The following is a 24,988-nucleotide window of genomic DNA, read 5'->3' as shown; positions in this document are numbered from 1 at the left end:
AGGAGGGCGAATCCCAGCACCCGCGGGAGCAGTTGACCGAGCATTTGCAGACCAAAGTAGTTCACTGGCAATGCCTTCCACAGATCGTCCACTTGATGGACGTTTGTCCAATACGTCGACTCTGTCGTCGGCGCACGGCGTGTCGTTACGCTTGGCAAGTATGACGCTCGAGGACGTCGCAGGCGACCTGTACGCAGTGGAGCCCTCCGAGTTCGTCGCGGCGCGCGCCGCACGGGTCGCCGAGGCCAAGGAGTCCGGCGACAAGGAGCTCGCGGCCGCCATCGGCAAGCTGCGCAAGCCGACGGTCACCGCGTGGACGGTGAACCTGCTCGCCCGCTCGGTTCCCGACGAGGTGGACGCACTGCTACGGCTCGGTGACGCCCTGCGCACGGCGCAGCGCGAACTGTCCGGCGACCAGCTGCGCACGCTGACCACGCAGCGGCAACAGGTCGTCAACGCGCTGTCCCGGCGGGCGGGGGCGCTGGCCGCAGAGGCGGGCAAACCGGTGAGCGAAGGCGTGCTGCGCGAGGTCGGCCAGACCCTGACGGCGGCCCTCGCCGACCCGGAGGTCGCCGATCAGGTGCGCACCGGCACGCTGGCCACCGCCGCGAGCTACGAGGGATTCGGTCCCGCCGGGCCGGAGCTGGTCGCGATCGACGGCAAGGGTTCGGCGCCCGCGAAGAAGCAGGCGCGCAAAGAACCGAAGGGCAAGAAGCCGAAGGCCGAGGAACCCGAACCCGACGCGGAGGCTCTCCAGGAACTCGAGGACGCCCGCGCGGCGCTCGAATCAGCCGACGCGGCAATGGATTCGGCGCAGCGGGCGGCCGACGAGACGGCGGCGCGGCGCACCGAGATCGAGGAGCGGATCACGGCTCTGCGCGCCGAGCTCGAACACGCCGAGCAGGAGAAACAGTTCGCCCGCACCGCCGAACGCGGCGCGCAGGACGAGTTGCGTTCGGCACAGCGACAACTCGATCGGGCGCGGCGCTGGGTGGCGCGGGCGCAGGCGCGTGTGGAGAGCTGAGCTCAGAGCCGCAGGTCGCCGGGGAAGAGGTATTCGTCGGCGGGCGGTGCGGTCTGGTTCAGCCACGCGTCGAAGAATCCACGCAGATCCGTCCCGGTCTTCGACTGCACGAAGGCGCGGAACTCCGGCATCGAGGCGTTGCCGTAGGCGTGCTTGGCGAGGAATTCCCTGAGCGCGCCGAAGAATACGTCGTCGCCGACTTGCTTGCGCAGCGCGTGCAGGAAAAGCGGGCCGCGGTAGTAGACCGACGTGAATTCGAAACCGGCACCGGGATTTTCCAGCGGAATATCCCAGAAAGTCTGCGCGTCGTACCATTTCGCGATGGTCTCGCGGTACTGGGCGTCGACGTCTTCGCCTTCCATCCGCTCCGGCCACAGGTAGTCGGCGGTGTAGCTGGCGAAGCACTCGTTGAGGCAGATGTCGGACCACTGCCGCACCGACACCGCGTCACCCCACCACTGGTGCGCGATCTCGTGCACCACGGTCTGCAGATCGGTCCACGGCGCGTAGATCGGGCGGGTCTGGGTCTCCAGGGAGAACACGATGTCGGCGTCGACGTAGATGCCGCCCGCCGCGTCGAACGGGTACGGGCCGAAGAGCTGCTCGCTGAAATCGAGGATCTCGGGCAGCCGCGTCTCGAGCTCGCGGTTGTGCTCGGCGCCGGGAGCGAAGGCGCTCAGCAGCGGCATGCCGTTGGCGCGCTGCTGCTCGAGGTAGGAGAAGTGGTCGATGGCGACGGTGGTCAGGTAGCCGAGGACCGGGGCGCGCGATTCCCAGCTGACCGTGCGCTTGTCGGCCTGCACCGAATTCCGGGTGCGCAGTCCGTTGGACACGACCTCCCACTCCGCGGGCACTGTCGTGTGCAGCGCGAAGGTGGCCTTGTCCAACGGAGTGTCGTTGAGCGGGTACCAGGTGGTCGCGGAGTGCGGCTCACCGGCGACGAACGCGCCGCCGCTCGGCGAGAAGGTCCAGCCCTCGCCGACGGTGCTGCCCATCTCGCCCGCGTAGTCGACGGTCACGGTGAACGGCAGGCCGGGCAGGATCGGGAGCAGCGGGGTGACGGTGAGTTCGTGCTCGCCGTTGCGATCGAAGGAGGCGGGCTGGTTGTTGACCGAGACCATCCGCACGGTCGGCCCGGCGAAGTCGAGATTGAACGCGCGCAACGCCTGCGTCGCGACGGCGTCGATGCGGGTCTTGCCGTCGAGCTGGCGGCTCGGGGGGTCGTAATCGATGGTGACGTCGTAGTGACGGACGTCGTAGCCGCCGTTGCCGTCCATGGGGTAGTACGGATCGCCGAGTCCGGGCGCACCGACGAACGGGTCGGCGTTCGCCGGTCCCGCCGCCGTCAGCAGAACCGCGGCGACCGCGGCACTTATCAAGCCGGACAACCTCATTCGACTACCGCCCCTCTCACCGCACCCCACACCGGTACCGGCGTACCGCGCAGGTGGGATGGTAGCCGGTTCAGTCCGCCGTGCCGCTGAGTGCCACCGACGCGCCGAGTCCGACGATCATCGCGCCACCCGCTCCGCCGACGGCTTCGAGCCTACGCGGCGACTTGGCGAACCAGTTGCGGGCCGAGGCGGCCAGCAACGCCCAGGCGCTGTCGGACACCAGCGCGATGGCAAGGAACACCGTCCCGAGCACGACGAACTGCAAGGGCAGCGACCCGGTCGCCGGATCGACGAAATGCGGGAGCACGGCGGAGAAGAACACGATGCCCTTCGGATTGGTCACCCCGACGAGCACGCTCTGCCGGAAGACGCGGACGTCGGCGGCGGTGTCCACGCTCGCGCCGAGCGCGTCGCGCAAAGCCTTGCGTTCCCGGATCGCCTGCAGTCCCAGATAGACGAGATACAGCGCGCCGGCGAACTTCACGATGGTGAGCGCGAGCGACGACGCGGCGAGCAGAGTGCCGAGCCCGATCGCGACGAAGATCAGACAGATCAGCACGCCCGCGCAGTGGCCGACGGCGGAGATCAGCGCGGCCCGCCTGCCGAGGGCGAGTGCCCGCCCGACGGTGAAGAGCACACCGGGGCCGGGGATCACGACGATGAGGGTGGCTGCGGCCATGAACGCCAACAGGTTGGTCATGGGAACCATCACGGCAGTGTAAGTCGCCGCGAACGGCGTGCGGCGTGTCGAACGCAGGCGGCGCGGTCAGTTGCCGAGATCGTCCGGCAGCTGCTGCGGATCGAGCAGCAGGCGTTTGGCCGAGGTGCGGCGCACCTGCGCGGCGAGCGCGAGATTGTCGGTGAGCAGCCGCCATTCGACCTCGCTGATGGCGGCGCGAGCCCGGGCGATGACCCGGTCGTCCCTGGTCCCCCAGGCGATCGGCATGGCGCTCACCGACTGCCAGCGCTCCCCCACCTGGCGCGGCGCGCGGTCGGTGCGGATCGCCACCGACGGCACCCGCTCGCCCGCGCGCTTCTCGTGCCCCGGCAGATCGCGGACCTTGCGGATCACCAGGGCGTAGCGCGGATCGGTGGCCTCGGGCGTCGACACGTCGACGAGCGCGAGCAGCACGACGCCGGTCGGATAGGTCTCCGACACCACGGCGGGCACGAGTTCGCCGTCTGCGTAGAGGCGATCGATGCTCGTCCGGTGTGGCGCCCACAGCGCCACCCACAGCGCGGTCACCGCGCCGAGCGCGAAGGCGACCGCGAGCAGATAGGACCACGGGTGGTTAAGCCAGATCAGATAGGCCGTCACGGTGGCCGCGATGACGGCAGCGGCGATCGCGACGATGCGCAACCGGCGCAGATCGGCGAACACTTCGTTCACCGCATGGGCGTGCCTGCGGTCCACCGCGAATTCGAAGCGTCGCACGTCTCTTTCCTAGCACACGTTGCGGAGGATTTGCCTCCGCTTATCCGATGGCAGGACCCAGCAAGTCGTCGGCATCCGTAATGCGATACGCATACCCCTGTTCGGCGAGAAAACGCTGCCGGTGCGCGGCGTATTCGGCGTCCAGCGTGTCGCGGGCGACCACCGAATAGAAGTGCGCCTGGCCGCCGTCGTGCTTGGGACGCAACAGCCTGCCCAGCCGCTGCGCCTCCTCCTGGCGCGAACCGAAAGTGCCCGAAACCTGCACGGCCACCGAGGCTTCCGGCAAATCGATGGAGAAATTCGCGACTTTGCTCACCACGAGCACCGGAATCTCACCGCGCCGGAACGCGTCGAAAAGCTCTTCGCGCTCTTTGGTTTTCGTCGAACCCTGGATCACCGGCGCGTTCAAGTGCTCGCCCAATTCGTCGAGTTGCTCGAGATAGGCGCCGATCACCAGGCTCGGTGAATCCTTGTGTTTGGCCAGAATCGATTCCACAACGGGAAGTTTGGTGCGTGCGGTCGAGCACAGCTTGTAGCGCTCCTCCGGCTCGGCGGTCGCGTACGACATCCGTTCGGCGTCGGTGAGCGTCACCCGCACCTCGATGCAGTCGGCCGGGGCGATCCAGCCCTGCGCCTCGATGTCCTTCCACGGCGCGTCGTAGCGCTTCGGGCCGATCAGCGAGAACACGTCGCCTTCGCGGCCGTCCTCGCGCACCAGCGTGGCGGTGAGGCCGAGCCTGCGCCGGGATTGCAGGTCCGCGGTCATCCGGAAGACCGGCGCGGGCAGCAGGTGCACCTCGTCGTAGATGACCAGGCCCCAGTCGCGGCTGTCGAACAGCTCGAGGTGCTTGTATTCGCCCTTGGTGCGGCGGGTTATCACCTGGTAGGTCGCGATGGTGACCGGCCGGATCTCCTTGCGTTCGCCGGAGTATTCGCCGATCTCGTCCTCGGTCAGCGAGGTGCGGGCCAGCAGCTCGCGCCGCCACTGCCTGCCCGCGACGGTATTGGTCACCAGGATCAGCGTGGTCGCCTTGGCCTTGGCCATCGCCGCGGCGCCGACCATCGTCTTGCCAGCGCCGCACGGCAGCACCACGACGCCCGAGCCGCCCGCCCAGAACGAGTCCGCCGCCATCTGTTGGTAGTCGCGCAGGTGCCAGTGGCCGCCGACGTAATCCAGCTCGATCGGATGCGCCTCGCCGTCGACATATCCGGCCAGGTCCTCGGCGGGCCAGCCGATCTTGAGCAGCATCTGCTTGATCCGGCCGCGCTCGGACGGGTGCACCACCACGGTGTCGTCATCGATGCGCGCGCCGAGCATCGGGGCGATCTTCTTGTGCCGAAGCACCTCTTCGAGCACCGCGCGGTCCAGGCTGACCAGCGTCAGGCCGTGCGCGGGATGCTTCACCAGCTGGAGCCTGCCGTACCTGGCCATGGTGTCGACGACGTCGACGAGCAGCGGCTGCGGCACCGCGTACCTGGAGTAGCTGACCAGAGCGTCGACCACCTGCTCGGCATCGTGCCCGGCCGCGCGCGCGTTCCACAGCGCGAGCGGCGTCACCCGGTAGGTGTGCACGTGCTCGGGCGCGCGCTCGAGTTCGGCGAACGGCGCGATGGCCTGACGCGCCGTGTCGGCCAACTCGTGGTCGACCTCCAGCAGCAGCGTCTTGTCACTCTGAACGATCAGCGGACCGTCGGTCACAGTCTCTCCTCGTATCGGGCGGGGGCAGGTGAACCTGCACATCGGGTGCTTCTCCGTGTGAGTGCCTCGCAACGGAAAAGCCAGGGCCTGCTTGCGCGCCGTCTCCGCACAAGTACGCCTGCCAGTACGGACGTGCTCCGTCCGTGCGCCTGCTTCGGCCCATTCTCCCCGAGGCCACCGACAACCCGCAGGCCGCGGTAGGTGCGCGGCGGGTTCGGCTCCCGACATACCAGCGTCCGGCACGGGCGTTTTGTTCCGTTGCGCCGGTCACGGTGGGGGTCCAGCGGACTCGAAGTGGACCGAGACGGGGGACGCCGCGGTCGGCGACGATCGACTACATGATCGAGACGGCGGCGATTGTCGGGGTGGCGATGGCCGCGCTCGGCATGGTGCTCACTCCGGGGCCCAACATGATGTATTTGGTTTCGCGCACGGTATCGCAAGGGCGGCGGGCCGGGCTGGTCTCGCTGACCGGGGTGGCGGCCGGGTTCGGCGTGTATCTCGCCGCCGTGACGGCCGGTATCACCGCGGTGTTCGCGGTGGTGCCCGGGCTGTACCTCGCGGTGAAGCTGGCGGGTGCGGCGTATCTGCTGTGGCTGGCCTGGCAGGCGCTGCGCCCCGGCGGTGTCTCGGTCTTCGCGCCGTCGGAACTGCCCGCCGATCCGGCTCGGCGGCTGTTCACCATGGGCCTGGTCACCAACCTGCTCAATCCGAAGATCGCGATCATGTACCTCGCGCTGATCCCGCAGTTCGTCGCGCCCGACCGTGGTCTGGTCTGGCTCCAGAGCCTGTCCCTCGGCGCGATCCAGATCGCCGTCGCGCTGACCGTGAACGGGTTGATCGTGCTCGCCGCGAGCAGCATCTCCGGCTTCCTCACCGGCCGTCCACTGTGGCTGCGCGCCCAGCGGTACGTGATGGGCACGATGCTCGGTTCGATCGCGGTACTGCTCGCGACCGACCGCACCCGCCCGGCGCCGGCCTGAGGGCGGATCGGGCTCGCAGTCCACTTGCACGGCGTCGGCTCGGTCCTGCCACCTCCGCGGACCGGCGCCGACGAGCGCGGCGCCGGGTCGGTCCTCCATGGCGTCCGGTCCGGCAGAAGCCGGAGCCGGGCATCAGGCGGGTTTGCGCGCCTCGAACAGCACGCGCGCGGAATGCGCGACGAACGGTCCGTCGGTTTCGATCGTCCTGTGCAGGTCGAGCAGCCGGTCCCGGTATGCGGCGACCGTAAAGTTCGGGACGGTCCAGATCACCTTGCGCAGGAAATAGACGACGGCGCCGACGTCCAAGAACTCCATGCGCAGACGTTCGTGGCGCACGTCGACGACCTCGAATCCGGCCGCCTCGGCCTCGGCGCGCTCGCTCGCCGGGTCGCGCAGCTTGCCCGCCTCCGACTGCGGTCCGAGGAAGTACTCGACCAACTCCCACACCGAGCGCGGGCCGACGTGCTGGGCGAAGTAGGCGCCGCCGGGCCGCAGCACCCTGGCGATCTCCGACCACCACGGGCGCACCGGGTGACGGCTGGTCACCAGGTCGAAGGCGGCGTCGGCGAAGGGCAGCGGCGGTTCGTCCGAGTCGGCGACCACCACGACACCCATCGGATGCAGCAGGGCGGTGGCCTTGGCGAGGTTGGGCGGCCACGATTCGGTGGCGGCCATCGTCGGCGGGAAGGGAGCGGCGCCCGCGAGCACTTCGCCGCCGCCGGTCTGCAGGTCGAGCGCCGCCTCGGCCGCGGCGAGGCGTCCGCGCAGCAACTTCTGATAGCCCCAGCTTGGACGCTCCTCGGTGGCGCGACCGTCCAGCCACGAGAAGTCCCAACCGTCGACCGAGACCGCATCGGCCTCGCGGACCAAGTCCTCGAAACTCCGAGTCATGGTCCGATCATCACCGATTCCTAGGATGAATCGCCACGGGTTTGCGTCCGCCGGGCGAGCCGGTGCGCGGGTGTCGCGGAACTCACAGCGCAACCGACGTGCAAACCTGCTGGACGGAGAAAGGGAAAGGAGCGATTCCATGGTCGCCGGGTTGGACGTCATGGCCACGCAGCTGGATTCCGCCGTGAACGCCGCCCAGCGCATCGGTGAGCTGCTCGGGGTGGTCTCGTTCGCGGCTTCGGGCGCGCTGCTCGCGGTCCGCAAGAACATGGACGTCTTCGGCATGGCGGTGCTGGCCTGTAGCACCGCGCTCGGCGGCGGCGTCATCCGCGACCTGCTCATCGGGCGCACGCCACCCGCCGCGTTCACCGACCTGACCTACCTGTGCGCGTCCCTGCTGACGGCGCTGGTGATCTTCTTCAAGCATCCGTCGCACCGGCTCACCGGCCCGCTCGAGATCTTCGACGCCATCGGGCTCGGCTTGTTCTGCGTGACCGGTACCGCGGTCGCCTATGCCCAGGGTGTCGGCGCGCCGACGGCCGCGCTGCTCGGCATGGTCACCGCGATCGGCGGCGGCGTCATCCGCGACGTGCTCGGGGGCGAAGTGCCTCGGGTGCTGCGTCCGGATCAAGAGCTGTACGCGGTGCCCGCGCTGCTCGGGGCGGCAGCCACCGCGACGCTGCTGCACTTCGACGCCTACTGGGCGTGGACCGGTCTGCTCGCCGCCTTCCTCGCCATCGCCTTCCGCCTGCTGGCCCGCCGCTACGGCTGGCACGCGCCGCAGGCCCGGCGCAACACCGGCCGCCTCGATCCCTCTCCGGAGTGAGGCGCGCGCCGGGTCCAGCCCCGAACAGCACGTCGCAGCGGAGGGATTTCGACGCCGCACAGAGCTACTGAGCCTGTGCGGTGCGTGAAAGGCGTGTGGGAAGCTGATCCAGCTCGGCGATCACGCAGAGCAGATCGCCGGATGCGACAGTGCGCACGGCGAACCCCGCTTCGGTCAGGTGCTCGCCGAGCCGCCCTGGTGGTGGCTTCGGCGAGGACGCCGAGCCGTCCGGATCGCCGTATCCGTAGCACAGGTAGAGCCCGCCGCCCGGCGCGAGCAGCCGCCTGATCAGTGCGAGTTCGGCGGTGGGCCGCTTGGTCCAGAACAGGTTGACGTTGACCGCGAGGATCTTGTCGAAGGCGTCGATCCCGAAGTCGTCGAGCACTTGTTCCGGTCGCAGCTTGCTCAGCTCGACCTGCACAAGGCCGACGCGGCCCGAATCACCGTGCGCCGCTTCGTCTTCACGCGGCTCGGCGCCGCCTCTGGATGCACCGCGCCCGGCTGTGCCCGCTCGCGCTTCAGTCCGAGTCGCCGTGCTGTGCCGGGCGGCGGCAGCGGTGCCCTCGTTCGCCACAGCGCCGTGGACCGACGGATCGTGCCCGGCCGCGCGCAGCCGTTGCGCGGCGCGGGCGACCGCCGTCGCGGAGCGCTCGACCCCGATGACGCGCCCCTCCGGCACCCGCTCGGCCAGCAGCGACAGCGACGGGCTCGCCCCTGGCCCGATCTCCAGCACCCGATCCGCGGGCCCGAGCGTCATCGTGTCGGCGAACCAAGGAAAGCGTGCGTCACCCACGGTCGACCACCCGTGTGTGTTCGGCTCGCGAGTCGTCGTCGGCGGGTCCGAGCGCCGTGGCGCTAACGAACCCGCCATTCCCGTCATCACCCATGGGAGACAGTGTCGCGGAGCGCGGGGAACTCCGCGGGCCATTCGACGACGTGGCCCGGCGGATCGCTGTGCAGGCGAGCCGCCAGCCACTCGTCGCGCCGGACGCCGCGCTGCCAGCCGCCGAGCCGCGCCCGGCCCTCGTAGTGAAAGCCGTTGCGGCGCACCGCCGCTGCCGACGAGTAGTTGCCGACGAACGCGCGCCAGCTGATCCGGGCCAGCCCCATGCCGTCGGCGGCGAAGCCGAACCCGCAGACCAGCCCCACCGCGCGCGCCATGTGGCCGCGGCCCCGGTGTTCGGTGGCGAGCCAGAAACCGATCTCGCACGCGCTCGGGTCCTTTTGCTCCAGTCCGATCATGCCGATGACCGGTCCGTCCGCCGCGAGGCGCAGCGCCCAGGTCGGGCTGCGCGCGGCCCAGCCGGGCACGACGAAGTCGGCGAAGAATTTCTCGGCGTCCGCCGGACCGTAGGGCACCGGGATCGTCGTCCACTCGCCGATGGACGGGTCCTGGCACCTGGCGATGATGACATCGGTATCGGCCGCGGTGGGCGGGGAAAGCCAGACCGCGCCGTCCGAGAGCGTGCGGATCTCCATCTGGCCATCGTGACACGGCCGGGTCGGCGGGGGCATCCGGTTATCGGATGACCGGATGGATACCGCGGTGATCGGCCGACCAGGAGGACCGTAGAATCGGGCCGATGGTTGCCGCTCTTCTCGCCGACTTGTTCGAATCGCATCGGGCTCATTTGCTTTCCGTCGCCTACCGGCTGACGGGCAGCGTCGGCGACGCCGAGGACGCGGTGCAGGAGAGTTTCCTGCGGTTGGCGGGGACCCACCAGTCCGAGATCGACGATCTGCGGGCCTGGTTGACCACCGTGGTGAGCCGAATCTGCTTGGATCGCTTGCGCAGTGCGGCGTCGCGCCGGGAAACCTATGTGGGGCAATGGTTGCCGGAGCCGATCGTCACCGGTGTGACGCCGTCGAGCACGCCGGATCCGCTGGAGTCGGTGGTGCGCGGGCAGGAATACCGGTTGGCTGCGATGGTCGTGCTCGACGAGCTCACCCCGCCGCAGCGGGTGGCGTTCGTGCTGCACGACGGGTTGTCGGTGCCGTTCGACGAGATCGCCGAAATCCTCGGCGTCACTTCGGATGCCGCGCGGCAGCTGGCCGTTCGGGCGCGCAAGGCGGTCGCGGGCGTGCCCGCACCGGTGTCGGACGACGAGCACGAGGCAGCCGTTCATCGGTTGCTCGCGGCGCTGGCCACCGGCGACGTCGCTGCGGTCGCTCGCGCGCTGCACCCGGACGCGGTGCTCATCGGCGACGCCAACGGCACCACCTCCACGGCGGTGAACATCGTCGGCGGCGCGGAGAAGATCGCCCGCTTCATGCTGGGCCTGGTGCGCAAGTACGGCATCGGCGACACCGATCAGGCCGCGACCCGCTACGAATTCGCCACGGTGAACGGGCAATTGGGGCTCGTGATGAATTTGGACTCGGAGACCGAGGAGCAGGACTGGCATCCGGCGCGGGTCGTCGGTTTCACGGTGCGCGACGGATTGGTCTGGGGCACTTACGATCACGCCAATCCGGCCAAGCTGACCGGCGTTCGGCTGTCCTGACCCGCCGGGCCGGACCCTCATCGCCCGACCCGGCGGATCGGACGGGTCAGGGTGTCGTGGAACCGGTGAACCAGTCGCCCGTCGAGGATCCGGTGCCGCCGTTGCCGGTGGTGGATCCGGTGAACCAGTCGCCGGTCGACGATCCGGTGAACCAATCGCCGGTACCGGCGATCAGATCGTGCGCCACTTCGCGAATCAGACCGAGTACGGTTCCGGCGACCTCCGACGCGGCCGGATTCAGCACGAGGTCGAGATACGAGGCCATGAGCGCCCCTTTCGAGACACCGCCGCGGGGCGGCGGCTTGTGAGATAGAACACGGCGAGGCTAGCTGCCCCTGGGAGAACGCACAACAGCCCAGGTAGAAAGGCCAAAATGAATGTGAAACATAGCCGTTCGCTATCTAATGGCAACAATGGCGATCGCTCCGCTACTCTCCGGGGTATGCCCGCACGTCCCGCGACCGTCGCTCGCCTACGTCCCTATGCCGCCACGATCTTCGCCGAGATGACCGAGCTCGCCGTCCGGTACGAGGCGGTGAACCTCGGTCAGGGCTTCCCCGACACCGACGGGCCCGCGGGCATGTTGGAGGTGGCCAGGCAGGCCATCGCCGACGGCGTCAACCAGTACCCGCCGGGGCGCGGCATGCCGGTGCTGCGCCGCGCCATCGCGGCCGACCGGGCCCGCCGCTACGGCACCGAATACGACCCGGACACCGAAGTGCTTGTCACCGTGGGCGCCACCGAGGCGATCAGCGCCGCCATGCTCGGGCTCGTCGAACCCGGTGACGAGGTGGTTCTGATCGAGCCGTACTACGACTCCTACGCTGCGGCCGTCGCGCTGGCGGGCGCGCAGCGGCGCACGGCTCGGCTGGTCGCCGATGGCGATCGTTTCGTGCTGGATCTGGACAGCCTGCGTGCGGCGATCACCCCGCGCACGCGGATGCTGGTGGTCAATTCGCCGCACAACCCGACCGGCACCGTCCTCGACCGCGCCGATCTCACCGCGATCGCCGAGCTGGCCTGCGAGCACGACCTGATCGTGCTCACCGACGAGGTCTACGAGCACCTCGTCTACGACGGCAACGAGCACATCAGTCTGGCGACGCTGCCGGGCATGGCCGAGCGAACCGTCGTGGTGTCCAGCGCCGCAAAGACTTTCAGCGTCACCGGCTGGAAGATCGGCTGGGCGTGCGGCCCCGCGTACCTGATCGACGGCGTGCTCGCCGCCAAGCAGTTCCTGACCTTCGTCGGCGGCGGTCCGTTCCAGCCCGCCGTCGCGCACGCACTGACCAACGAGCTCGACTGGGTCGCCTGGCTGCGAGATGTCCTTTCGGACAAGCGTCTTCGCCTCTCCGCCGCTCTCGCCAACGCTGGATTCGGCGTGAAGGCAAGTGGTGGAGGCTATTTCGTCTGCGCCGACCTCACGCCGACGGGCCGCACCGACGGGCTCGAGTTTTGCCGGGAGATTCCGGCGTCCATCGGCGTCGCCGCGGTGCCCGTCAGCGTCTTCGCCGACGACAAGCCCGCGTGGAATCACCTGGTGCGGTTCACCTTCTGCAAGCGCGACGAGATCCTCGACGAGGGCGTGCGACGACTGCGCGCGGGCGTCGCCACGAGCGGCAAACGCTGACCGCAGGTGTCAGGTTTCGATGTGAGGATCGAGACCATGACGACCCAGTACTACACCGCGACCAGTCTCGACGGCTACATCGCCGACCCGGACAACTCGCTGAGCTGGCTGTTCGCTGTCGCCGACGCGGACTCCGCCACCGACGACATCGGCGTGTTCCTCAGCGGCGTCGTCGCCATGTGCATGGGTGCGACGACCTACGAGTGGATGATCGCCAACGAGTCGCCGGAGTACTGGCACGAGAACTACGGTGACCGGCCGTGCTGGGTGTTCACCCATCGCAAGCTGCCCGCCATCCCCGGCGCGAATCTGCGGTTCGTCTCGGGGGAGGTCGAGCCGGTGTACAAGCTGATGGCCGAGGCGGCGGGCGAGCGCAATATCTGGATCGTCGGCGGCGGCGAGTTGGCCGGGCAATTCGCCGACGCGGGTCTGCTCGACGAGGTGATCGTCGGCATCACGCCGGTGACGTTGGGCGGTGGAGCGCCGCTGTTGCCGCGCCGGATTCTGTCCGATCGGATGACCTTGGTCGGCGTCGAGCGAATGGGACAGTTCGCACAGCTCACCTACCGCCTGAGGTGAATTCGGTCGCGGTCGGGTCAGCTCGCGCCGTGGTAGAGGAAGCCGCCGAGGCCGATGGTGAAGGCGAGGCAGCCGTAGAGCGCGTGCTCGACCGAGACCACCAGTAGCGAGCCGGTCTGTCGGTAGCGGTAGCCGAACAGCACGCCGCCGACCAAGGTCAGCGCCACGGCGATCCAGTTGCCGAAGATGATGTGCGCGAAGCCGAATGCGGCGGCGTTCGCCGCGATCAACGCCCACCCGGTGCCGAAGGTGGGCGCGTAACGCTGGAACAGGAACTTCCGGAAGATCAACTCCTGCGGGTACACCGAGAACAGCGGGTAGAACACCATCACCATCGCCCACAGCAGCGGTTCGGCGCGCGGCAGCTCGAAAAGCCGGTCCGGGCTGAGCACGGCGAGCGCGACGCCGATGGCGACGGCGGCGGCGACCCAGAGGGCAAGCATCGAAGGCAGGACGGTGCGCAGCATGCGGAAGTGATCCCGGAGTCCGTAGCTGGGCACGCGCTGCCCACGCAACCAGAAGTGCGCGCCGACGGCCAGCACGATAAGGAACGGGATGGGGCTGCCCGGGCTGCCGAGCGCGGCGTAGCCGCCGACCAGTCCGAAGTACAGCAAGGCGAATTCGATGGCGAGCCAGGTCATCCGGCGGCGATCACGCTCCGGTCGAAGGTCCTGCCGCAGCTCGGTCGCCGTCACGTTCCCGACGTTACGGAAGGGCGCGCGGGGCCGCCATGTGTCTTTCGGTCCAGCGGCGCCGAGTCCATCGGTCGCGAGGCGCTGGTTCGTCGGTCATGAGCCCTTGGTGTACCGGTGGTTGTGGTAACAACCGACCTACCAGGGGCAAACCGAACGGATTGTCCTCAACCTAGCGACAGCAGTGCAAGTCCGGAAGACGAGCGAATCAATTGAAGCAGTGTCCAGTCCCGGGTCTGCATGAGGTTCTGGTCATCGACAAGTCCGGTAACGTATTCCCGGTCTTTCCCTAGATATCACGCATGGAGACCTGAATGGCACTCGACTACATGGTGGCGGTCGCAACAGATCGAAGCGTGTCAGAAATTGCCGCATTGGTGAACTCGATCTGCCTCTCGGGCGAACTTTCTGATCAGGCAACTGTAGACACCCTCACCGATGGCATTTCGGTTCAGCGTGGGTTGTTTATTCGCGTAAGCACCGCTCGATCTCCAGCCTGGGGAGACCCCGTAGAGGAGCAATTCGGATTCAAGCCGACAGTATCGGTCTTTTTTAGATTGAATAAGACCGAAAGCCTAGATGCTCAAGTCACCGATATATTGTTCATCGCGACCAAACTGCTCGAGGCGACATCCGACGACATGATCGTATACTTCTTGGAATCCGGCGATGTTTTGGCGATTCGCCGCGCGGGCAGCCTCGAAATAAATTCAGCCCCCTTTATGTGGACACCTGAGCGCACCGAAATGCTACACCAATCGTACACCCGTATGTCGTACGCTCTATGAAGCGACTGTCCGAGCGCCAGTGCCGCTTCGTCGGGAAGTTGATCTCGAGCCGCGGCCCGGTCGTCGTGCCGGTCCGCCACACGGACAGTGGGCATGATGAGCTACGCATTCGAGGTTGGTGACCGGACGGTATGGAGTCCATCGTTGCGAGTAGGCGACCTGTTCGTACGTATGTATACCGATACTTGCTCAGTGTTGGGTACTTCAACCGGCTTGACAGCGATCGCCAGCGATATGTACGAGATAGATATCGAGGTATTCGAACGAGCGACGTCGGTCGTCTTCAATGAGTACTCCTCGTCCCAGAATGCCACCTTCAAGGCAATGCTGGGCGCAACGCTGGGCCCAGCGGTTAATATCCTCAACTACTGTCAGCGTCCTCTGATCCCTAAGTCCAGCGAAGAAAGTGCCTTTATCTCCTGGGCAAATAGCCTCAGTATGCCCAGATAGTGAGTCCTTTTCATCCTCACGCGGCGCGAACTTCGTGATCACATCGGACGCCCGACATCCGATCACCGGCAACGCACACTCATGGGTGATGCAGGCAGGACGATGCCGAATCCTGCTTGCCGCACCCGGAAGTCGCCAGCGCGGCGCTGGCGAGGACTATCGCGGCGCTGGCGAGGACTATGACGGCCGAGCGAAGTGACAGGGTGCGCCGGTGACGTCAACGGTCGAGGTAGGTGGGGTCGTTGTCTTCGCGGTGCTCTCGGAGGGTGTGGTCGAGGATCGTTCGAAGGTGGGTGACGAGAGCGGGAGTTGTGGTGGGGGTCGATTGGATTGCGGTGGCGGCGTGGATGCGGTAGCGGCCGTCGGGGTAGTCCATGACATGGAAGTCGCGTCTCGGGGTGGGACGGTTGTCGTAGGCGGGGCCCGGGGAGACGGCGACGTGCGCGACGGTGCTGCGTGGGCGTTCGAAGAAGTCGCGGGCTTGGGTGCGGTGGGAGACGGGGGCTTCGTCGGTGAAGGCGGTGAACGGATGGTCGTCGGCGGGGTCGAGGTCGGCGCGGTTGATGTGGAAGCCGGTGCCGGTACCGCTCGGGGCGGGCGGTAGGGCGGTGACGATGCGCTGCGGGAGGGTGTGTGCGCCGATCAGGGACATGCGCACAGTGCCGCCTCGGTTCGGGTCGTGGGTGGGCTCTTGGGTGAGCAGCACGGCGGAACGGCTGGAGACGGCGGCGTGCATGCGGACCAGTGCGATGGGTTCTGGTTCCGCGCCGGGAAGAACGCCCGGGCAGGCGCCCGCGAAGCCCGCGACCTCGATTCTGGCCTCGGGTTCGACCAGGACGCGGAGCGGGCCGTACATGTCTTCGTCGAATAGTGTCGCCACGTGGGCGGCGGCGGCCCGGTAGGCGCGGTCGTACTCCTCGGTGGTCTGCTCGGTCGGCTTGTGACACAAGGGATATGGCAGTATCTCCCGGCCGATGGCGTGCCACAGGACGGTCAGCTCGAGCGCGGACATGGTCCAGGTCTGTGGGGTCATTCGCCGAGCACCGGCGGCACGGTCTTCGGGCGGTGCGCGGGGTCCATGCCGGTCAATTCCTCGCCGTTCTCCAGGGTTACCAGCGCTTCGGCTATCGCTGACTTGCCCTTCTCTTTGTCGTCGTCGCCCTTGCCGCGAGCGGCGGCCGGTGCCATGCCACCCATGCCGGGGATTCCGCCGCGGGCAGCCGCGCCCGTGCCACCGGCGCGCGAACCGTAGCCGGGTGTCGAGCCACCGGGGGTCCCGGGTATCGAACTACCCGGAGCGCCGGGGATCGAGCCACCCGGCGAGCCGGGTGTCGACCCGCCCGGCGCGCCGGGATACCCGGGGGAGCCGGGGCTGCCGAGCCCGGGGCTCGACGGTGTAGCCGGGATGTTAGCGGCGGGGTTGGCACCGGCCGGGGTTGTCGTCGCGTTCGACGGTGTGGTGTCGAGACCGGACGGCTGGGTGGGCTCGGATGCCGGATCTGGTTGCGCCGCAGTGGGATCAGCCTTCTGCGGGTTCGCGCCGCCGGGATCGTCGGTGCCTGGGTCGTCGGTACCGCCGGGGCCCGGCAACGGACGCGGCTCTGAAGTAGGCGGCCTCGACCCAGGCGGCGGCGACACCGGGACCGACCCCGGCTCCTGAGCCGGGTTGTAAGCCAGGGGGATTCGCGGCTGGCCAGTATCGCCCTCGCGGATGCCGGGCTGGTAGACCTGCTCGAGAACGGTGTAAGTGGCCAATTCGGCCGCGTCGGTGCGGTTTCGGTCCATCTTCCAGGTCGGTCCCGGTATCCAGCTGGCGACGGTGCTCGCCCAGCCAGTGTCCGGCGAGGGCTGCACGTTCGCCTTGGTCACCTCGACCGCGGACTTCACGACCTCGACCTTGTCGGCCACGATCTTCGTGGCGGACACCAAGTTCTGGGCCTTGTTCACGTAGTCGACGATCCCCTGCGCGGCCGCGTCGGCGGAGGCGCCATGCCATGACTCCCGGATGGCCGACAGGATTTCCGGGCCGAACTGGGCGAGACCGGTGTCGAGTTTATCCGCCCGCGACTTCCACATCTGCTGCAACGTCGTCATCACGTTGACGTCGATCGCCTGCGCCTTCCGGTACAGCTCGTCCAGATCCTCGGCGCGAACGTTCCCGAACAATGATGCCGGAATACGCGAATTATGGAACTCGCCCTCGAAATGATTGTCGGTCAGGTCTTTGATGCGATTTCTCGCGGCAATGGATTCCGGGCTCTGATCGCCCAGCGCGGTCGCGATCGCCGAGGCGGATTGATTCATGTCGTTCGCGGCCGAGATTATCCCACCGAGGGGGCCGTTCAAGGCCAGCTTGCCCATATTGAGGACGATTGTGTCGAAAGACGGAAGACCGAACATGTTACGCCCCCCTTGGTTCAGATCTGGTTGTAGGCCTGCGAATTGGTGGAGTCTTGTTCTTGCAGGCGGTCTATCGAGGACTGGATGGTGTCAGCCATGAGCTCCAGTACGCGGATGTGGTCCTTGAGCGCGGAGCTCAGATCGCCGTCGCCTGCCGGATCGATTGCCTTGAGGCCGAGCAGCTTTGCGAGTTCCTTGCCGCACTCGAAGTCGCCGAGACCGGTTACGTTGGACAGCTGCTCCAGGCCCGCCAAGCACGCTCGATAAACATCGATCTGGCTGCTGATTGCCGACTGGCAGCGTTTGGCGACTGAGTCGTCGAGATACAGGCTTCCCGCTTTTGCCTCGGTGGCGAGGCGCTGCCATAGCGTTATATCTTCCTGCACGCTCAAAGTCATTCCTTCCGCTCAGCTCGGAAGAACCGGCACGATAGTTTCCGCAGCTGTGGAAGCGATCGAGCAGGGATCTCGATCGTTTGCGGGAGTCTTTGTTGTGAATGCCTTGTACACCGATATCTCGATTGTCTGAGTGCTAGCCGGGAAGGCGAGATAGCAGACGTTGCCATCAGTGTCGTGGGCTTTGCGAAACCGTACCCCCGAACGGCCTGCTATTGACACGTCGGTGAATTCGATGTTGTTCTCATCGCCTTTCACATCCTCGATGGAATAGATGGTCGACCATACGCCGAGGTCGTAGCTCCATCGACTGGGTTTGTCGTGCCATGAACAAAGCTTCCATCCGGGCACGTTTTCAACACCAGAGATCGTCGTGTCCCGCGTCGACGGATCTACTCCGACCTTCCGCAGGACGTCGTCACTGATCTGAGTGCACGGATCCCACAGCGCTGCGGTCGCAGCCGCCTTATCCGTGGTCGAACTCGGTGTCGCCGTCCCCCCGTTCGTGGCATCGCACCCGGTGGCCGCCATCAACACCCCTGCTAGCACCGCTACCGCCGCTGTCGTCCGTCGTCCCACCGCTGCTCCCGTCCGGCCGCTCAATACTCCGGTCGTAGTGTAGGACGCACCAGATCGGCATTCGGTTCCATCTATCTTCGCGTTATGCGGTGGTGCGCGCGGTGGTAGACCGCGCGCACCTCAACGGACTGCGGACGAGTAGGGGCGACTGTAGCGACGTAGGAGGGATCAGGCAGGGCGGTCGAATTCGCCCTCGCGTACGCCAGCCGCGAAGGCGTCCCACTCGCCGGGAGTAAAGACCAGGACGGGTCCGGTTGGGTTCTTGGAGTCGCGGACGCCCACTCCGCCGCCAGCCAGCCACGCCACCTCGACGCACGCACTCTGACTGCCGCTGTAGGTGCTCTTGAACCAGGAGGCTTGGGACAGATCAATGTTGGTCACGGTCGAACTCCTTCGTCACCCGGCGAATCAGCTCGCGAGTCTGCTTGTCATCCAGCGATGTGCTCCGAATCGCGGTCGCAAGTTCACTATAGAGCCGAACCTCGTCGGGCTTCTCTAGATAGATGTCTTGGGTCGGCCCGCCCTCCATGAAAACAACGGGCGGTTCGATGGATTCACGCCTTACGTTCATTTCGAAGGACAGGATGGCGAACATGCCGTGAGGCATTCCCCAGGTCATGCCCGCTTCGTACGGATGGATTCGCAGCGTGACGTTCGGCAACTTCGAGACCTCGGCCAGGTGCCGTAGTTGCGCCGCCATGACCCCTGGGCTCCCGACCACGCGGTGCAGCGCCGACTCGTGCAGCAGCACTTCCAGCTCCATAGGGTTCGTCTTTCGGGTGACGATGGCTTGCCTCTTCAGCCGATGTTCGACCCGCCGATCCACATCGTCTTCGCTGGTGAATCCTGGATACGCGCCGATAATGGCGCGGGCGTAGGCGGCTGTTTGCAGTAGACCGGGAACATGCTCGTGGTAGGTGATTTGCTGCCGCGCAGCCGCTTCCAGCCCGACGTACATGTTGTACGCATCGGAGTACAACCCGCCGTAGGCGTGATACCAACTCTGCCTCCTGGCCAACGCGGCCAGATCCACTGCCGCGCGGGTGTCTTCGGCGCTGACGTCGTACAGCTCGCACAGGGCGCACACATCCCGGCCGTGCACTTTCTGCGTCTGCCCCGCTTCGATGCGTTGCAGGGCTGAGCCCGAAAGTTCCACCAGCCTCGCGGCGTCGGCGATGGTGAAGCCGGCGGCCTCGCGCGATTCGCGCAGGAATCGGCCGAGTTGGCGGCGCGGCAGGGTCGAGCCGGGTGTCGGGTCGGGGTCGTCGGTGCTTGGCACGGTGTGTCCCTCGGTCTCGGAATCGGTCGAGCCGGGCACAGAATCGGGTGAGGCTGAACGCGTTTTCGGGTTCGCTCCTGGGGAAACAGGCGACTTCCCGCCCCGCACTCGATTCGAGCTGACTCGTGGCGTGATCGGTGGTGTGCTTTGTCGCGGCGTACGGATGACACCGCAGGTCGGAGCCCTTGACATCGCTCCGATATGCCGGAGCCGCAACACAATCGACGACACGCGCTCCGACTCGGAAACACCGTCACGAGCTACCGAGCGGGGCCGCGTCGCTGGCGTCCGGTCGTCCGGACGCCATCCAGATCTTCCACAAGAACCAGGGCCTGGAGGGACCATGCCATATCAGCACGCGGGCAATCAACCACCGCCGACCGGCGCGCCGAAAGCCGTCGGGTTGATTCGCGCGGCCGTGTCCGGACCGCGACTGGCGCGCCATGCCAACGAAATCCGCTGGCAAGCCGTCAGATCGGGGTACTGGTACGTGTACACGGTCCGGCCGCCCGCCGATGAGCCGAACCCGGTCGGGTACGCCCTCATCATGGCCCGCGCGCTCGGCGCCGAGGTGATCGTCGTCTTCGATCTGGCACAGGTGGATGACCGGCCCGCGCTGGTGTGCGAGGCGGGGTTCGATCTGGAAACCGTTTCCCCGCCCGGCCTTTGGACGCGCTGCGCTGAGCCGGATCCGTGCGCGACCTCGCCCGAGGGCGGGGTGTGGGGTGGGCGGTTCGACGCGCTCGGCGTGCGGTCCAGCGCTGGAGCCACGCGATGAACGATCAGCAGATCTTCACCCCGCCCACCATCTGCGCGAGCGCCGATATCGAGCTGGCACATCGGCAGATGCAACGGCACCGCGCGTGCCGGATCGAGTATTGCGCCTGGAAGTGGGTCGCGTACTACACACTCGTCGCGTCCGGGCGGATCGCACCGCAAGCACTGAGCCCGCGTCAACGCGCCTATCGGCGAGGTGTCGCATTTCCTCTCGCGCGACCGGAATCACCCTGTGGCGCGGCCGAACTCGTGTCTCTGTTCGATGTTCTCGATGGATTGACGCGAGACGGCGACGGACGCCAAGAGGAGGGAACCGAACGATGAACGCATGGCATATCGTGTCGAGCACCATGGCGGTCCTGGCCGGTTGCCTGATCGCGGTGACCGTCCTCGGGTGCCTGTGGCCGGTCGAGCGGCCACCGCGCCCGGCACCCGCGCATCGGCAGGTCCGGGCACACCGGACGTCCTCGTTCCCGTTACCGCAGGCATGGACCTGCGACCTGCCACGCCCTCCGCTGACGGTCGAACACGCCCACCGCGCGATGCGCGAGCACCGCGAGCACGACTGCGCCCGTAAACGGGCCGCGTTCGCCACGCTGGTCGCCGCCGGTCGCATCACACCCGATTCCGCGCGCGGACGCCGCCCCTGGGAGCTGCCGTCGTGAACCATGTCGTTGTCACCGGCGGCGCGGGCTTCCTGGGCTCGCACCTGTGCCGTGCGCTGCTCGAGCGCGGAGACAGGGTCACCGCCATCGACAACCTGAGCACCGGTCGCCGCGCCGCCGTCGAAAGACTCACGGCACACCCGCGATTCGCCCTCCGCATCGCGGACACCGCGGCGGCGGGATCGTTCACCGACCTCGTCGGCGTCACCCACATCGCGCACCTCGCGCGCACCGGCAGCCCGGCAGCCACCGCCGGGCGGCCGATCGAGACGCTGCGGGCGGCGTCCACCGGCACCCTCGCCGCACTCGATGAGGCTGCTCGACACGGCGCACGCATCGTCGTCGCCGTCGGCCTCCCCGACACCCCGCAAGCCCCGCACCGCAGCTGGCCGCACATCGCAAACGGTTCTCAGGCAGCCGGTTTCGACGCACACGACGCGAGCGAATACGTCGCCGAAGCCGCCGCCCGCCACTACCGTGGCGCGAACGTCGGCATCGTCCGACTGTTCGAGGCGTACGGGCCGCACCTGTGGCCAGGCGACCGCGTCACCGCGACGATCTGCGCGGCCGCGCTGCGCGACCAAACAATCCAGATCAGCGAGGGCGACGCGCGCTCGTTCGTCTACGTCGCCGACGCGATCGAGGCCATCATCGCCATGCTCGACAGCGCCACATTCCTGCCGGTCGACGTAGGCGGACCGCGCCCGATCGACACCACCGAATTCGCCCGCACCGCAGTAGCACTCGCTGGCAGCGGCTGGATCGAGGTCGTTCCGGCTGCCGCCAAGTACGCGACAGCCCACCCGAATCTCGCCCGCACCCGAACACTCCTCGGCTGGCAACCCACCACCCCGCTGCACGATGGGTTACACCACACCCTCGACTGGCTGCGCACAATCCTGACCCCGCAACCGAAGTAGAGCGTCGACCGGAACCTTGACCGCGCTGGACGTGGTCGTCAGGTGCGACGCCCGCATTGTCGTCGTCACAGGCAGGGCTGATGGGGTAACCGGTCCCGCCGCTGAGGCATGTTGCACACACCTTTCACACGCCTCACAGGCTCACCGGCTCTGTGAGGCGTCGAAAGGATGTGTGTCAGCTCGCGCGGCGCTGGGCGACGGCGTCGGCGAGGCGGTCCAGCTGGGCCGCGGTGGTGGACCAGTCGATGCAGGCGTCGGTGATGGACTGGCCGTAGGTGAGGTCCGCGGCGCGGCCGAGGGTGAGGTCCTGACGACCCGCGACCAGGAAGCTCTCCAGCATCACGCCGACGACGCTGCGCTCGCCGCCCGCGATGCGCTCGGCGATGTCGGTGACCACGTCGACCTGCTTGTTGTGGTCCTTGTTGCTGTTGCCGTGGCTGGCGTCCACCACGATGCGCTCCGGCAGACCCGCTTTCTCCAGGCGCAGGCAGGCCTCGGCGACGGAGGCCGCGTCGAAGTTCGGGCCGGTGCTTCCGCCGCGCAGGATCACGTGGCAGTCCGGGTTGCCGGTTGTGCGGATCAGCGCGGAGCGACCGTCGAGGTCGGTGCCGGGGAAGACGTGGCTGGCCGCCGCGGCGCGCACGCCGTCCACGGCCACCTGCACGTCGCCGTCGGTGCCGTTCTTGATGCCGACCGGCATGGACAGCGCGCTGCTCAGCTGACGGTGCACCTGGCTTGCCGCGGTGCGCGCGCCGATCGCGCCGTAGGAGACCAGGTCCGCGATGTACTGCGGGGTGATCGGGTCGAGGAACTCACAGGCCACCGGCAGGCCGAGGGCGGTGATGTCGACGAGCACCTTGCGGCCGATGCCGAGACCGGTGTTGACGTCGAACGAGCCGTCCAGGTGCGGGTCGTTGATCAGGCCCTTCCAGCCAAGGCTGGTGCGCGGCTTCTCGAAGTAGACCCGCATCACCACGTGCAGCCGGTCGCTCAGCTCGGCGGCCTTCTCGGCCAGCCTGCGCGCGTAGTCCAGCGCCGCCGCGGGGTCGTGCACGGAGCACGGTCCGACGATCACCATCAGGCGGTCGTCGGCGCCGTCGAGCACGTCCACCGTGGCCTTGCGGCCCGCGCGGACGGTGTCGGCCAGCGGATCGCTGATCGGGTGCACCATGCGCACCTCGGCGGGCGAGCGTAACGGGCTCACGGAGAGGGTGCGCTGGTCGTCGAGATCGGAATGCCGCGCGTCGACGTCGGCTGCGGTTGTCATCTGTGTGGGTTCCTTTTCGTCAAGGCCGACCCACGGACGTGAATACCGTCGAGCCGGTCCATCATCCGGCTCGGGGTGGAAGAAGTCAGCGCATGTGGTTGCCGCAGACCGACCCACCCAGGGCCGGCTTGCTAAACCAGAAATACGCGCGCTGCACGTCGGCCACTGTACCAGGCGTTGGCAGCCGGGTGACGCAGGGGCCAACTTCCATGATCGAGACGGCGTCGGTCGTCACATCGATACTCGTCCGCTACCGGCTGCCGCGGCCAGGAACGTGATCAGCTCCACTGACCCGGCTGGTACCCGCCCGCCGGGGTGCCCGCGATGACGTTCATCCGGTTCCAGACGTTGATCAACGCGATGAGCGAGATGAGCGCGGCGATCTGGTCCGTGTCGTAGTGCTTCCGCACCTGAGCCCAGGTCTCCTCGCGCACGCCGGTGTGCGCGTCGGCGAGCCGCGTGCCTTCCTCGGCGAGGGCCAGCGCGGCCCGCTCCGCGTCGGTGAACACAGTGGCGTCGCGCCACGCGGCCACCAGATTCAGCCGCACCTGATCCTCGCCCGCATGCAGCGCGTCTTTGCTGTGCATGTCGGTACAGACTCCGCAGCCGTTGATCTGGCTGGCCCGCAGCTTGACCAACTCCTGGGTCGCGCGCGGGAGGGTGGACTGATCGACAACCAACCCTGCGTTGCCGACGCGCTTGGCGAACTTCGCGCCGATCTCGGTGCCGTAGTAGTCGAAACGCGCTTCCATGATGTACCCCTTGGGCTCTCGGTTCTTCGCTCCGGCGGGGGCCGAAGCGTCGTATACCGAGATGACGACTCGCCTCAGCGAGGTGTGACACCGCCCGTTGTGAGCCCGGTCACGATGACGAACGCCTGGACCCGAGCCGGTGCGCTCTCCGGGAAACCGTCAGGAGAACGAGTAGGTGACTCCCGTGAGCTTCTCCGACAACTCCCACAGCGCCCTGGCGACGGCCTCGTCGCGGGACTGCTTGGTGGAACCCGAGGTGCCCGGGTAGCCGCGCATGCCCGCCAGTCCGGTGGGTCCGTAGAACGCACCAGGCTCGATCGGCGTGACGGTGGCGGCGTAAAGCTCTGGCAGCGCGCCCATTTCGGCGCTCTGCGCGAACAGCCGGTTGCCGATCGACATGATCGGGTCGAAGAACGACTCGGTGTGCGACTGCAATTCGGTCGCCGCGTAGCCGGGGTGCGCGGCCACCGAGATCTTGCCGGAACCGGCCGCGGTCAGCTTGCGCTGCAACTCGTAGGCGAACATCAGGTTGGCCAGCTTGGCCTGCCCGTAGGCGGCCCAGCGCTGGTATTTCCTGCGTTCCCAGTTCAGGTCGTCCAGGTCGATCCTGCCGATGGCGTGCGCACCGCTCGACACCGTGACCACGCGGTCCGAGATCTTGTCCAGCAGTAGGCCGGTCAGCGCGAAGTGACCGAGATGGTTGGTGCCGATCTGCATTTCGAAGCCGTCTTTGGTGCGCCCTTCCGGCACCGCCATGACGCCCGCGTTGTTGATCAGCACGTCGACCCGGTCCACCGAATCGGCGAACTCGCGCACCGAGGAGAGGTCGGCCAGATCGAGCGCGCGCACGGTGGCGCGGTCGCCGAGATCGGCGGCGACCTTCTCGCCCTTGGCGACGTTGCGGCAGGCCAGCACCACATCGGCTCCCGCCCCGGCGAGCGCGCGCGCCGCCACGGCGCCCAAGCCGCTGTTCGCGCCGGTGACGATGAACGTCCGGCCGGTCTGATCGGGGATGTTCGAGGCGTCCCAACGGGTCATGTCGGGAAGTTTAGTCCTGGA

31 protein-coding genes are annotated in these 24,988 nt (G+C 67.4%); 12 read left to right on the top strand and 19 right to left on the bottom strand.

The genetic code is table 11. From position 1 onward, the window contains the following. The first annotated feature begins 160 nt into the window (after positions 1–160). The gene (locus NAM01S_RS27190) at positions 161–1,024 is read left to right on the top strand and encodes a hypothetical protein (RefSeq protein ID WP_067790541.1); all 864 of its coding nucleotides are present in this window, start codon (positions 161–163) and stop codon (positions 1,022–1,024) included. 2 nt (positions 1,025–1,026) lie between these two features. Here the strand turns inward: NAM01S_RS27190 and NAM01S_RS27185 are convergent, their stop codons facing one another. From NAM01S_RS27185 to NAM01S_RS27170, 4 genes are all read right to left on the bottom strand, one after another. Further along, positions 1,027–2,418 carry a M1 family metallopeptidase gene (locus NAM01S_RS27185; protein ID WP_067790538.1) on the bottom strand — a complete coding sequence of 464 codons (1,392 nt, stop codon included), beginning with the start codon at positions 2,416–2,418 and terminating at the stop codon, positions 1,027–1,029. A 70-nt stretch (positions 2,419–2,488) separates the two neighbouring features. Continuing rightward, positions 2,489–3,127, bottom strand: a complete 639-nt coding sequence (locus tag NAM01S_RS27180; protein WP_067790604.1) for a LysE family translocator — start codon at positions 3,125–3,127, stop codon at positions 2,489–2,491. Between the two features lie 57 nt (positions 3,128–3,184). After that, positions 3,185–3,853: a DUF3239 domain-containing protein gene (locus tag NAM01S_RS27175; protein WP_084483343.1), complete on the bottom strand. Its 669-nt coding sequence runs from the start codon at positions 3,851–3,853 to the stop codon at positions 3,185–3,187. A 40-nt stretch (positions 3,854–3,893) separates the two neighbouring features. Next, positions 3,894–5,552, bottom strand: a complete 1,659-nt coding sequence (locus tag NAM01S_RS27170) for a DNA repair helicase XPB (RefSeq protein ID WP_067790535.1) — start codon at positions 5,550–5,552, stop codon at positions 3,894–3,896. Positions 5,553–5,890: 338 nt separating this feature from the next. Between NAM01S_RS27170 and NAM01S_RS27165 the strand changes: the two genes are divergently transcribed. Continuing rightward, complete coding sequence (locus NAM01S_RS27165) at positions 5,891–6,535, top strand: LysE family translocator (RefSeq protein ID WP_067790532.1); 645 nt, start codon at positions 5,891–5,893, stop codon at positions 6,533–6,535. 132 nt (positions 6,536–6,667) lie between these two features. Here the strand turns inward: NAM01S_RS27165 and NAM01S_RS27160 are convergent, their stop codons facing one another. Continuing rightward, a complete protein-coding gene (locus NAM01S_RS27160; protein ID WP_067790529.1) occupies positions 6,668–7,426 on the bottom strand; it encodes a methyltransferase domain-containing protein in 759 nt (252 codons plus the stop codon). Positions 7,427–7,565: 139 nt separating this feature from the next. Between NAM01S_RS27160 and NAM01S_RS27155 the strand changes: the two genes are divergently transcribed. Beyond that, positions 7,566–8,252 carry a trimeric intracellular cation channel family protein gene (locus NAM01S_RS27155; RefSeq protein WP_067790526.1) on the top strand — a complete coding sequence of 229 codons (687 nt, stop codon included), beginning with the start codon at positions 7,566–7,568 and terminating at the stop codon, positions 8,250–8,252. A 64-nt stretch (positions 8,253–8,316) separates the two neighbouring features. On the opposite strand, the gene NAM01S_RS27150 is transcribed toward NAM01S_RS27155, so the two are convergent. Both NAM01S_RS27150 and NAM01S_RS27145 read right to left on the bottom strand, forming a co-directional pair. Further along, positions 8,317–9,045, bottom strand: coding sequence for a hypothetical protein (locus NAM01S_RS27150; RefSeq protein ID WP_067790523.1), 729 nt, complete (start codon positions 9,043–9,045; stop codon positions 8,317–8,319). Between the two features lie 86 nt (positions 9,046–9,131). Then, positions 9,132–9,731: a GNAT family N-acetyltransferase gene (locus NAM01S_RS27145; protein ID WP_067790520.1), complete on the bottom strand. Its 600-nt coding sequence runs from the start codon at positions 9,729–9,731 to the stop codon at positions 9,132–9,134. Between the two features lie 104 nt (positions 9,732–9,835). Here NAM01S_RS27145 and NAM01S_RS27140 point away from each other — a divergent pair, with 104 nt between their 5' ends. Beyond that, on the top strand, positions 9,836–10,756 hold the full coding sequence (locus tag NAM01S_RS27140; protein WP_067790517.1) for a sigma-70 family RNA polymerase sigma factor: 921 nt from the start codon (positions 9,836–9,838) through the stop codon (positions 10,754–10,756). A 46-nt stretch (positions 10,757–10,802) separates the two neighbouring features. Here NAM01S_RS27140 and NAM01S_RS27135 read toward each other — a convergent pair whose 3' ends face one another. Beyond that, on the bottom strand, positions 10,803–11,021 hold the full coding sequence (locus NAM01S_RS27135) for a hypothetical protein (protein ID WP_067790514.1): 219 nt from the start codon (positions 11,019–11,021) through the stop codon (positions 10,803–10,805). A gap of 177 nt (positions 11,022–11,198) precedes the next feature. On the opposite strand from NAM01S_RS27135, the gene NAM01S_RS27130 reads away from it, so the two are divergent. Both NAM01S_RS27130 and NAM01S_RS27125 read left to right on the top strand, forming a co-directional pair. After that, positions 11,199–12,386 (top strand): pyridoxal phosphate-dependent aminotransferase, encoded by a 1,188-nt coding sequence (locus tag NAM01S_RS27130; RefSeq protein WP_067790510.1) that lies wholly within the window; start codon positions 11,199–11,201, stop codon positions 12,384–12,386. A 36-nt stretch (positions 12,387–12,422) separates the two neighbouring features. Continuing rightward, positions 12,423–12,965, top strand: a complete 543-nt coding sequence (locus NAM01S_RS27125) for a dihydrofolate reductase family protein (RefSeq protein ID WP_067790597.1) — start codon at positions 12,423–12,425, stop codon at positions 12,963–12,965. Between the two features lie 17 nt (positions 12,966–12,982). Here the strand turns inward: NAM01S_RS27125 and NAM01S_RS27120 are convergent, their stop codons facing one another. Further along, positions 12,983–13,660 (bottom strand): CPBP family intramembrane glutamic endopeptidase, encoded by a 678-nt coding sequence (locus tag NAM01S_RS27120; protein WP_253798631.1) that lies wholly within the window; start codon positions 13,658–13,660, stop codon positions 12,983–12,985. A 311-nt stretch (positions 13,661–13,971) separates the two neighbouring features. On the opposite strand from NAM01S_RS27120, the gene NAM01S_RS35380 reads away from it, so the two are divergent. Together NAM01S_RS35380 and NAM01S_RS27110 are read left to right on the top strand one after the other, a co-directional pair. Then, positions 13,972–14,445: a SitI3 family protein gene (locus NAM01S_RS35380; RefSeq protein WP_157107931.1), complete on the top strand. Its 474-nt coding sequence runs from the start codon at positions 13,972–13,974 to the stop codon at positions 14,443–14,445. Between the two features lie 93 nt (positions 14,446–14,538). Continuing rightward, positions 14,539–14,895: a DUF6086 family protein gene (locus NAM01S_RS27110; RefSeq protein WP_157107930.1), complete on the top strand. Its 357-nt coding sequence runs from the start codon at positions 14,539–14,541 to the stop codon at positions 14,893–14,895. 217 nt (positions 14,896–15,112) lie between these two features. On the opposite strand, the gene NAM01S_RS27105 is transcribed toward NAM01S_RS27110, so the two are convergent. The 6 genes from NAM01S_RS27105 to NAM01S_RS27085 form a co-directional block, all read right to left on the bottom strand. After that, positions 15,113–15,928, bottom strand: a complete 816-nt coding sequence (locus NAM01S_RS27105) for an ESX secretion-associated protein EspG (protein ID WP_067790501.1) — start codon at positions 15,926–15,928, stop codon at positions 15,113–15,115. Next, a complete protein-coding gene (locus NAM01S_RS27100; RefSeq protein WP_157107929.1) occupies positions 15,925–17,199 on the bottom strand; it encodes a hypothetical protein in 1,275 nt (424 codons plus the stop codon). Before NAM01S_RS27100 ends, NAM01S_RS27105 begins: the two co-directional genes overlap by 4 nt. Before the next feature lie 113 nt (positions 17,200–17,312). Continuing rightward, on the bottom strand, positions 17,313–17,687 hold the full coding sequence (locus NAM01S_RS35375) for a hypothetical protein (RefSeq protein WP_157107928.1): 375 nt from the start codon (positions 17,685–17,687) through the stop codon (positions 17,313–17,315). Positions 17,688–17,702: 15 nt separating this feature from the next. Continuing rightward, positions 17,703–18,221 (bottom strand): DUF3558 domain-containing protein, encoded by a 519-nt coding sequence (locus NAM01S_RS34380; protein WP_157107927.1) that lies wholly within the window; start codon positions 18,219–18,221, stop codon positions 17,703–17,705. A 216-nt stretch (positions 18,222–18,437) separates the two neighbouring features. Then, a complete protein-coding gene (locus NAM01S_RS27090) occupies positions 18,438–18,650 on the bottom strand; it encodes a DUF397 domain-containing protein (RefSeq protein WP_067790493.1) in 213 nt (70 codons plus the stop codon). Next, positions 18,637–19,548 carry a helix-turn-helix domain-containing protein gene (locus NAM01S_RS27085; RefSeq protein WP_067790592.1) on the bottom strand — a complete coding sequence of 304 codons (912 nt, stop codon included), beginning with the start codon at positions 19,546–19,548 and terminating at the stop codon, positions 18,637–18,639. The genes NAM01S_RS27090 and NAM01S_RS27085 overlap by 14 nt, the downstream gene beginning before the upstream one ends. 343 nt (positions 19,549–19,891) lie before the next feature. Between NAM01S_RS27085 and NAM01S_RS27080 the strand changes: the two genes are divergently transcribed. From NAM01S_RS27080 to NAM01S_RS27065, 4 genes are read left to right on the top strand one after another with little or no spacing between them, the layout of a single operon-like run. After that, entirely contained in the window at positions 19,892–20,326 is a 435-nt protein-coding gene (locus tag NAM01S_RS27080; RefSeq protein ID WP_067790490.1) for a hypothetical protein, read from the top strand. Then, positions 20,323–20,649 (top strand): hypothetical protein, encoded by a 327-nt coding sequence (locus tag NAM01S_RS27075; RefSeq protein WP_067790487.1) that lies wholly within the window; start codon positions 20,323–20,325, stop codon positions 20,647–20,649. The genes NAM01S_RS27080 and NAM01S_RS27075 overlap by 4 nt, the downstream gene beginning before the upstream one ends. Further along, complete coding sequence (locus NAM01S_RS27070) at positions 20,646–20,990, top strand: hypothetical protein (protein ID WP_067790485.1); 345 nt, start codon at positions 20,646–20,648, stop codon at positions 20,988–20,990. Before NAM01S_RS27075 ends, NAM01S_RS27070 begins: the two co-directional genes overlap by 4 nt. Further along, positions 20,987–21,910, top strand: coding sequence for an NAD-dependent epimerase/dehydratase family protein (locus tag NAM01S_RS27065; RefSeq protein WP_067790484.1), 924 nt, complete (start codon positions 20,987–20,989; stop codon positions 21,908–21,910). The genes NAM01S_RS27070 and NAM01S_RS27065 overlap by 4 nt, the downstream gene beginning before the upstream one ends. A 175-nt stretch (positions 21,911–22,085) precedes the next feature. Here the strand turns inward: NAM01S_RS27065 and NAM01S_RS27060 are convergent, their stop codons facing one another. The 4 genes from NAM01S_RS27060 to NAM01S_RS27050 form a co-directional block, all read right to left on the bottom strand. Continuing rightward, the gene (locus NAM01S_RS27060) at positions 22,086–23,177 is read right to left on the bottom strand and encodes a 3-deoxy-7-phosphoheptulonate synthase (RefSeq protein WP_067790481.1); all 1,092 of its coding nucleotides are present in this window, start codon (positions 23,175–23,177) and stop codon (positions 22,086–22,088) included. Positions 23,178–23,262: 85 nt separating this feature from the next. Further along, positions 23,263–23,412 carry a hypothetical protein gene (locus NAM01S_RS35370; RefSeq protein ID WP_157107926.1) on the bottom strand — a complete coding sequence of 50 codons (150 nt, stop codon included), beginning with the start codon at positions 23,410–23,412 and terminating at the stop codon, positions 23,263–23,265. Positions 23,413–23,455: 43 nt separating this feature from the next. Next, positions 23,456–23,929, bottom strand: a complete 474-nt coding sequence (locus NAM01S_RS27055; RefSeq protein WP_067790478.1) for a carboxymuconolactone decarboxylase family protein — start codon at positions 23,927–23,929, stop codon at positions 23,456–23,458. A gap of 159 nt (positions 23,930–24,088) precedes the next feature. Continuing rightward, positions 24,089–24,967: an oxidoreductase gene (locus NAM01S_RS27050; protein ID WP_067790475.1), complete on the bottom strand. Its 879-nt coding sequence runs from the start codon at positions 24,965–24,967 to the stop codon at positions 24,089–24,091. Between the last annotated feature and the right edge of the window lie 21 nt (positions 24,968–24,988).

Origin of the sequence: Nocardia amikacinitolerans NBRC 108937 (assembly GCF_001612615.1) — a bacterium.
Classification (GTDB): domain Bacteria; phylum Actinomycetota; class Actinomycetes; order Mycobacteriales; family Mycobacteriaceae; genus Nocardia; species Nocardia amikacinitolerans.
This window is presented reverse-complemented; position numbering and strand designations above follow the sequence as displayed.

Excerpts from the sequence above, each read along its gene's own strand:
- NAM01S_RS27190 (WP_067790541.1), top strand. The coding sequence starts at position 161 with ATGACGCTCGAGGACGTCGCAGGCGACCTGTACGCAGTGGAGCCCTCC.
- NAM01S_RS27185 (WP_067790538.1), bottom strand. The coding sequence starts at position 2,418 with ATGAGGTTGTCCGGCTTGATAAGTGCCGCGGTCGCCGCGGTTCTGCTG.
- NAM01S_RS27180 (WP_067790604.1), bottom strand. The coding sequence starts at position 3,127 with ATGGTTCCCATGACCAACCTGTTGGCGTTCATGGCCGCAGCCACCCTC.
- NAM01S_RS27165 (WP_067790532.1), top strand. The coding sequence starts at position 5,891 with ATGATCGAGACGGCGGCGATTGTCGGGGTGGCGATGGCCGCGCTCGGC.
- NAM01S_RS27160 (WP_067790529.1), bottom strand. The coding sequence starts at position 7,426 with ATGACTCGGAGTTTCGAGGACTTGGTCCGCGAGGCCGATGCGGTCTCG.
- NAM01S_RS27155 (WP_067790526.1), top strand. The coding sequence starts at position 7,566 with ATGGTCGCCGGGTTGGACGTCATGGCCACGCAGCTGGATTCCGCCGTG.
- NAM01S_RS27145 (WP_067790520.1), bottom strand. The coding sequence starts at position 9,731 with ATGGAGATCCGCACGCTCTCGGACGGCGCGGTCTGGCTTTCCCCGCCC.
- NAM01S_RS27140 (WP_067790517.1), top strand. The coding sequence starts at position 9,836 with ATGGTTGCCGCTCTTCTCGCCGACTTGTTCGAATCGCATCGGGCTCAT.
- NAM01S_RS27135 (WP_067790514.1), bottom strand. The coding sequence starts at position 11,021 with ATGGCCTCGTATCTCGACCTCGTGCTGAATCCGGCCGCGTCGGAGGTC.
- NAM01S_RS27130 (WP_067790510.1), top strand. The coding sequence starts at position 11,199 with ATGCCCGCACGTCCCGCGACCGTCGCTCGCCTACGTCCCTATGCCGCC.
- NAM01S_RS27125 (WP_067790597.1), top strand. The coding sequence starts at position 12,423 with ATGACGACCCAGTACTACACCGCGACCAGTCTCGACGGCTACATCGCC.
- NAM01S_RS35380 (WP_157107931.1), top strand. The coding sequence starts at position 13,972 with ATGGCACTCGACTACATGGTGGCGGTCGCAACAGATCGAAGCGTGTCA.
- NAM01S_RS27110 (WP_157107930.1), top strand. The coding sequence starts at position 14,539 with ATGATGAGCTACGCATTCGAGGTTGGTGACCGGACGGTATGGAGTCCA.
- NAM01S_RS27105 (WP_067790501.1), bottom strand. The coding sequence starts at position 15,928 with ATGACCCCACAGACCTGGACCATGTCCGCGCTCGAGCTGACCGTCCTG.
- NAM01S_RS27100 (WP_157107929.1), bottom strand. The coding sequence starts at position 17,199 with ATGAATCAATCCGCCTCGGCGATCGCGACCGCGCTGGGCGATCAGAGC.
- NAM01S_RS34380 (WP_157107927.1), bottom strand. The coding sequence starts at position 18,221 with ATGGCGGCCACCGGGTGCGATGCCACGAACGGGGGGACGGCGACACCG.
- NAM01S_RS27080 (WP_067790490.1), top strand. The coding sequence starts at position 19,892 with ATGCCATATCAGCACGCGGGCAATCAACCACCGCCGACCGGCGCGCCG.
- NAM01S_RS27075 (WP_067790487.1), top strand. The coding sequence starts at position 20,323 with ATGAACGATCAGCAGATCTTCACCCCGCCCACCATCTGCGCGAGCGCC.
- NAM01S_RS27070 (WP_067790485.1), top strand. The coding sequence starts at position 20,646 with ATGAACGCATGGCATATCGTGTCGAGCACCATGGCGGTCCTGGCCGGT.
- NAM01S_RS27060 (WP_067790481.1), bottom strand. The coding sequence starts at position 23,177 with ATGACAACCGCAGCCGACGTCGACGCGCGGCATTCCGATCTCGACGAC.
- NAM01S_RS27055 (WP_067790478.1), bottom strand. The coding sequence starts at position 23,929 with ATGGAAGCGCGTTTCGACTACTACGGCACCGAGATCGGCGCGAAGTTC.
- NAM01S_RS27050 (WP_067790475.1), bottom strand. The coding sequence starts at position 24,967 with ATGACCCGTTGGGACGCCTCGAACATCCCCGATCAGACCGGCCGGACG.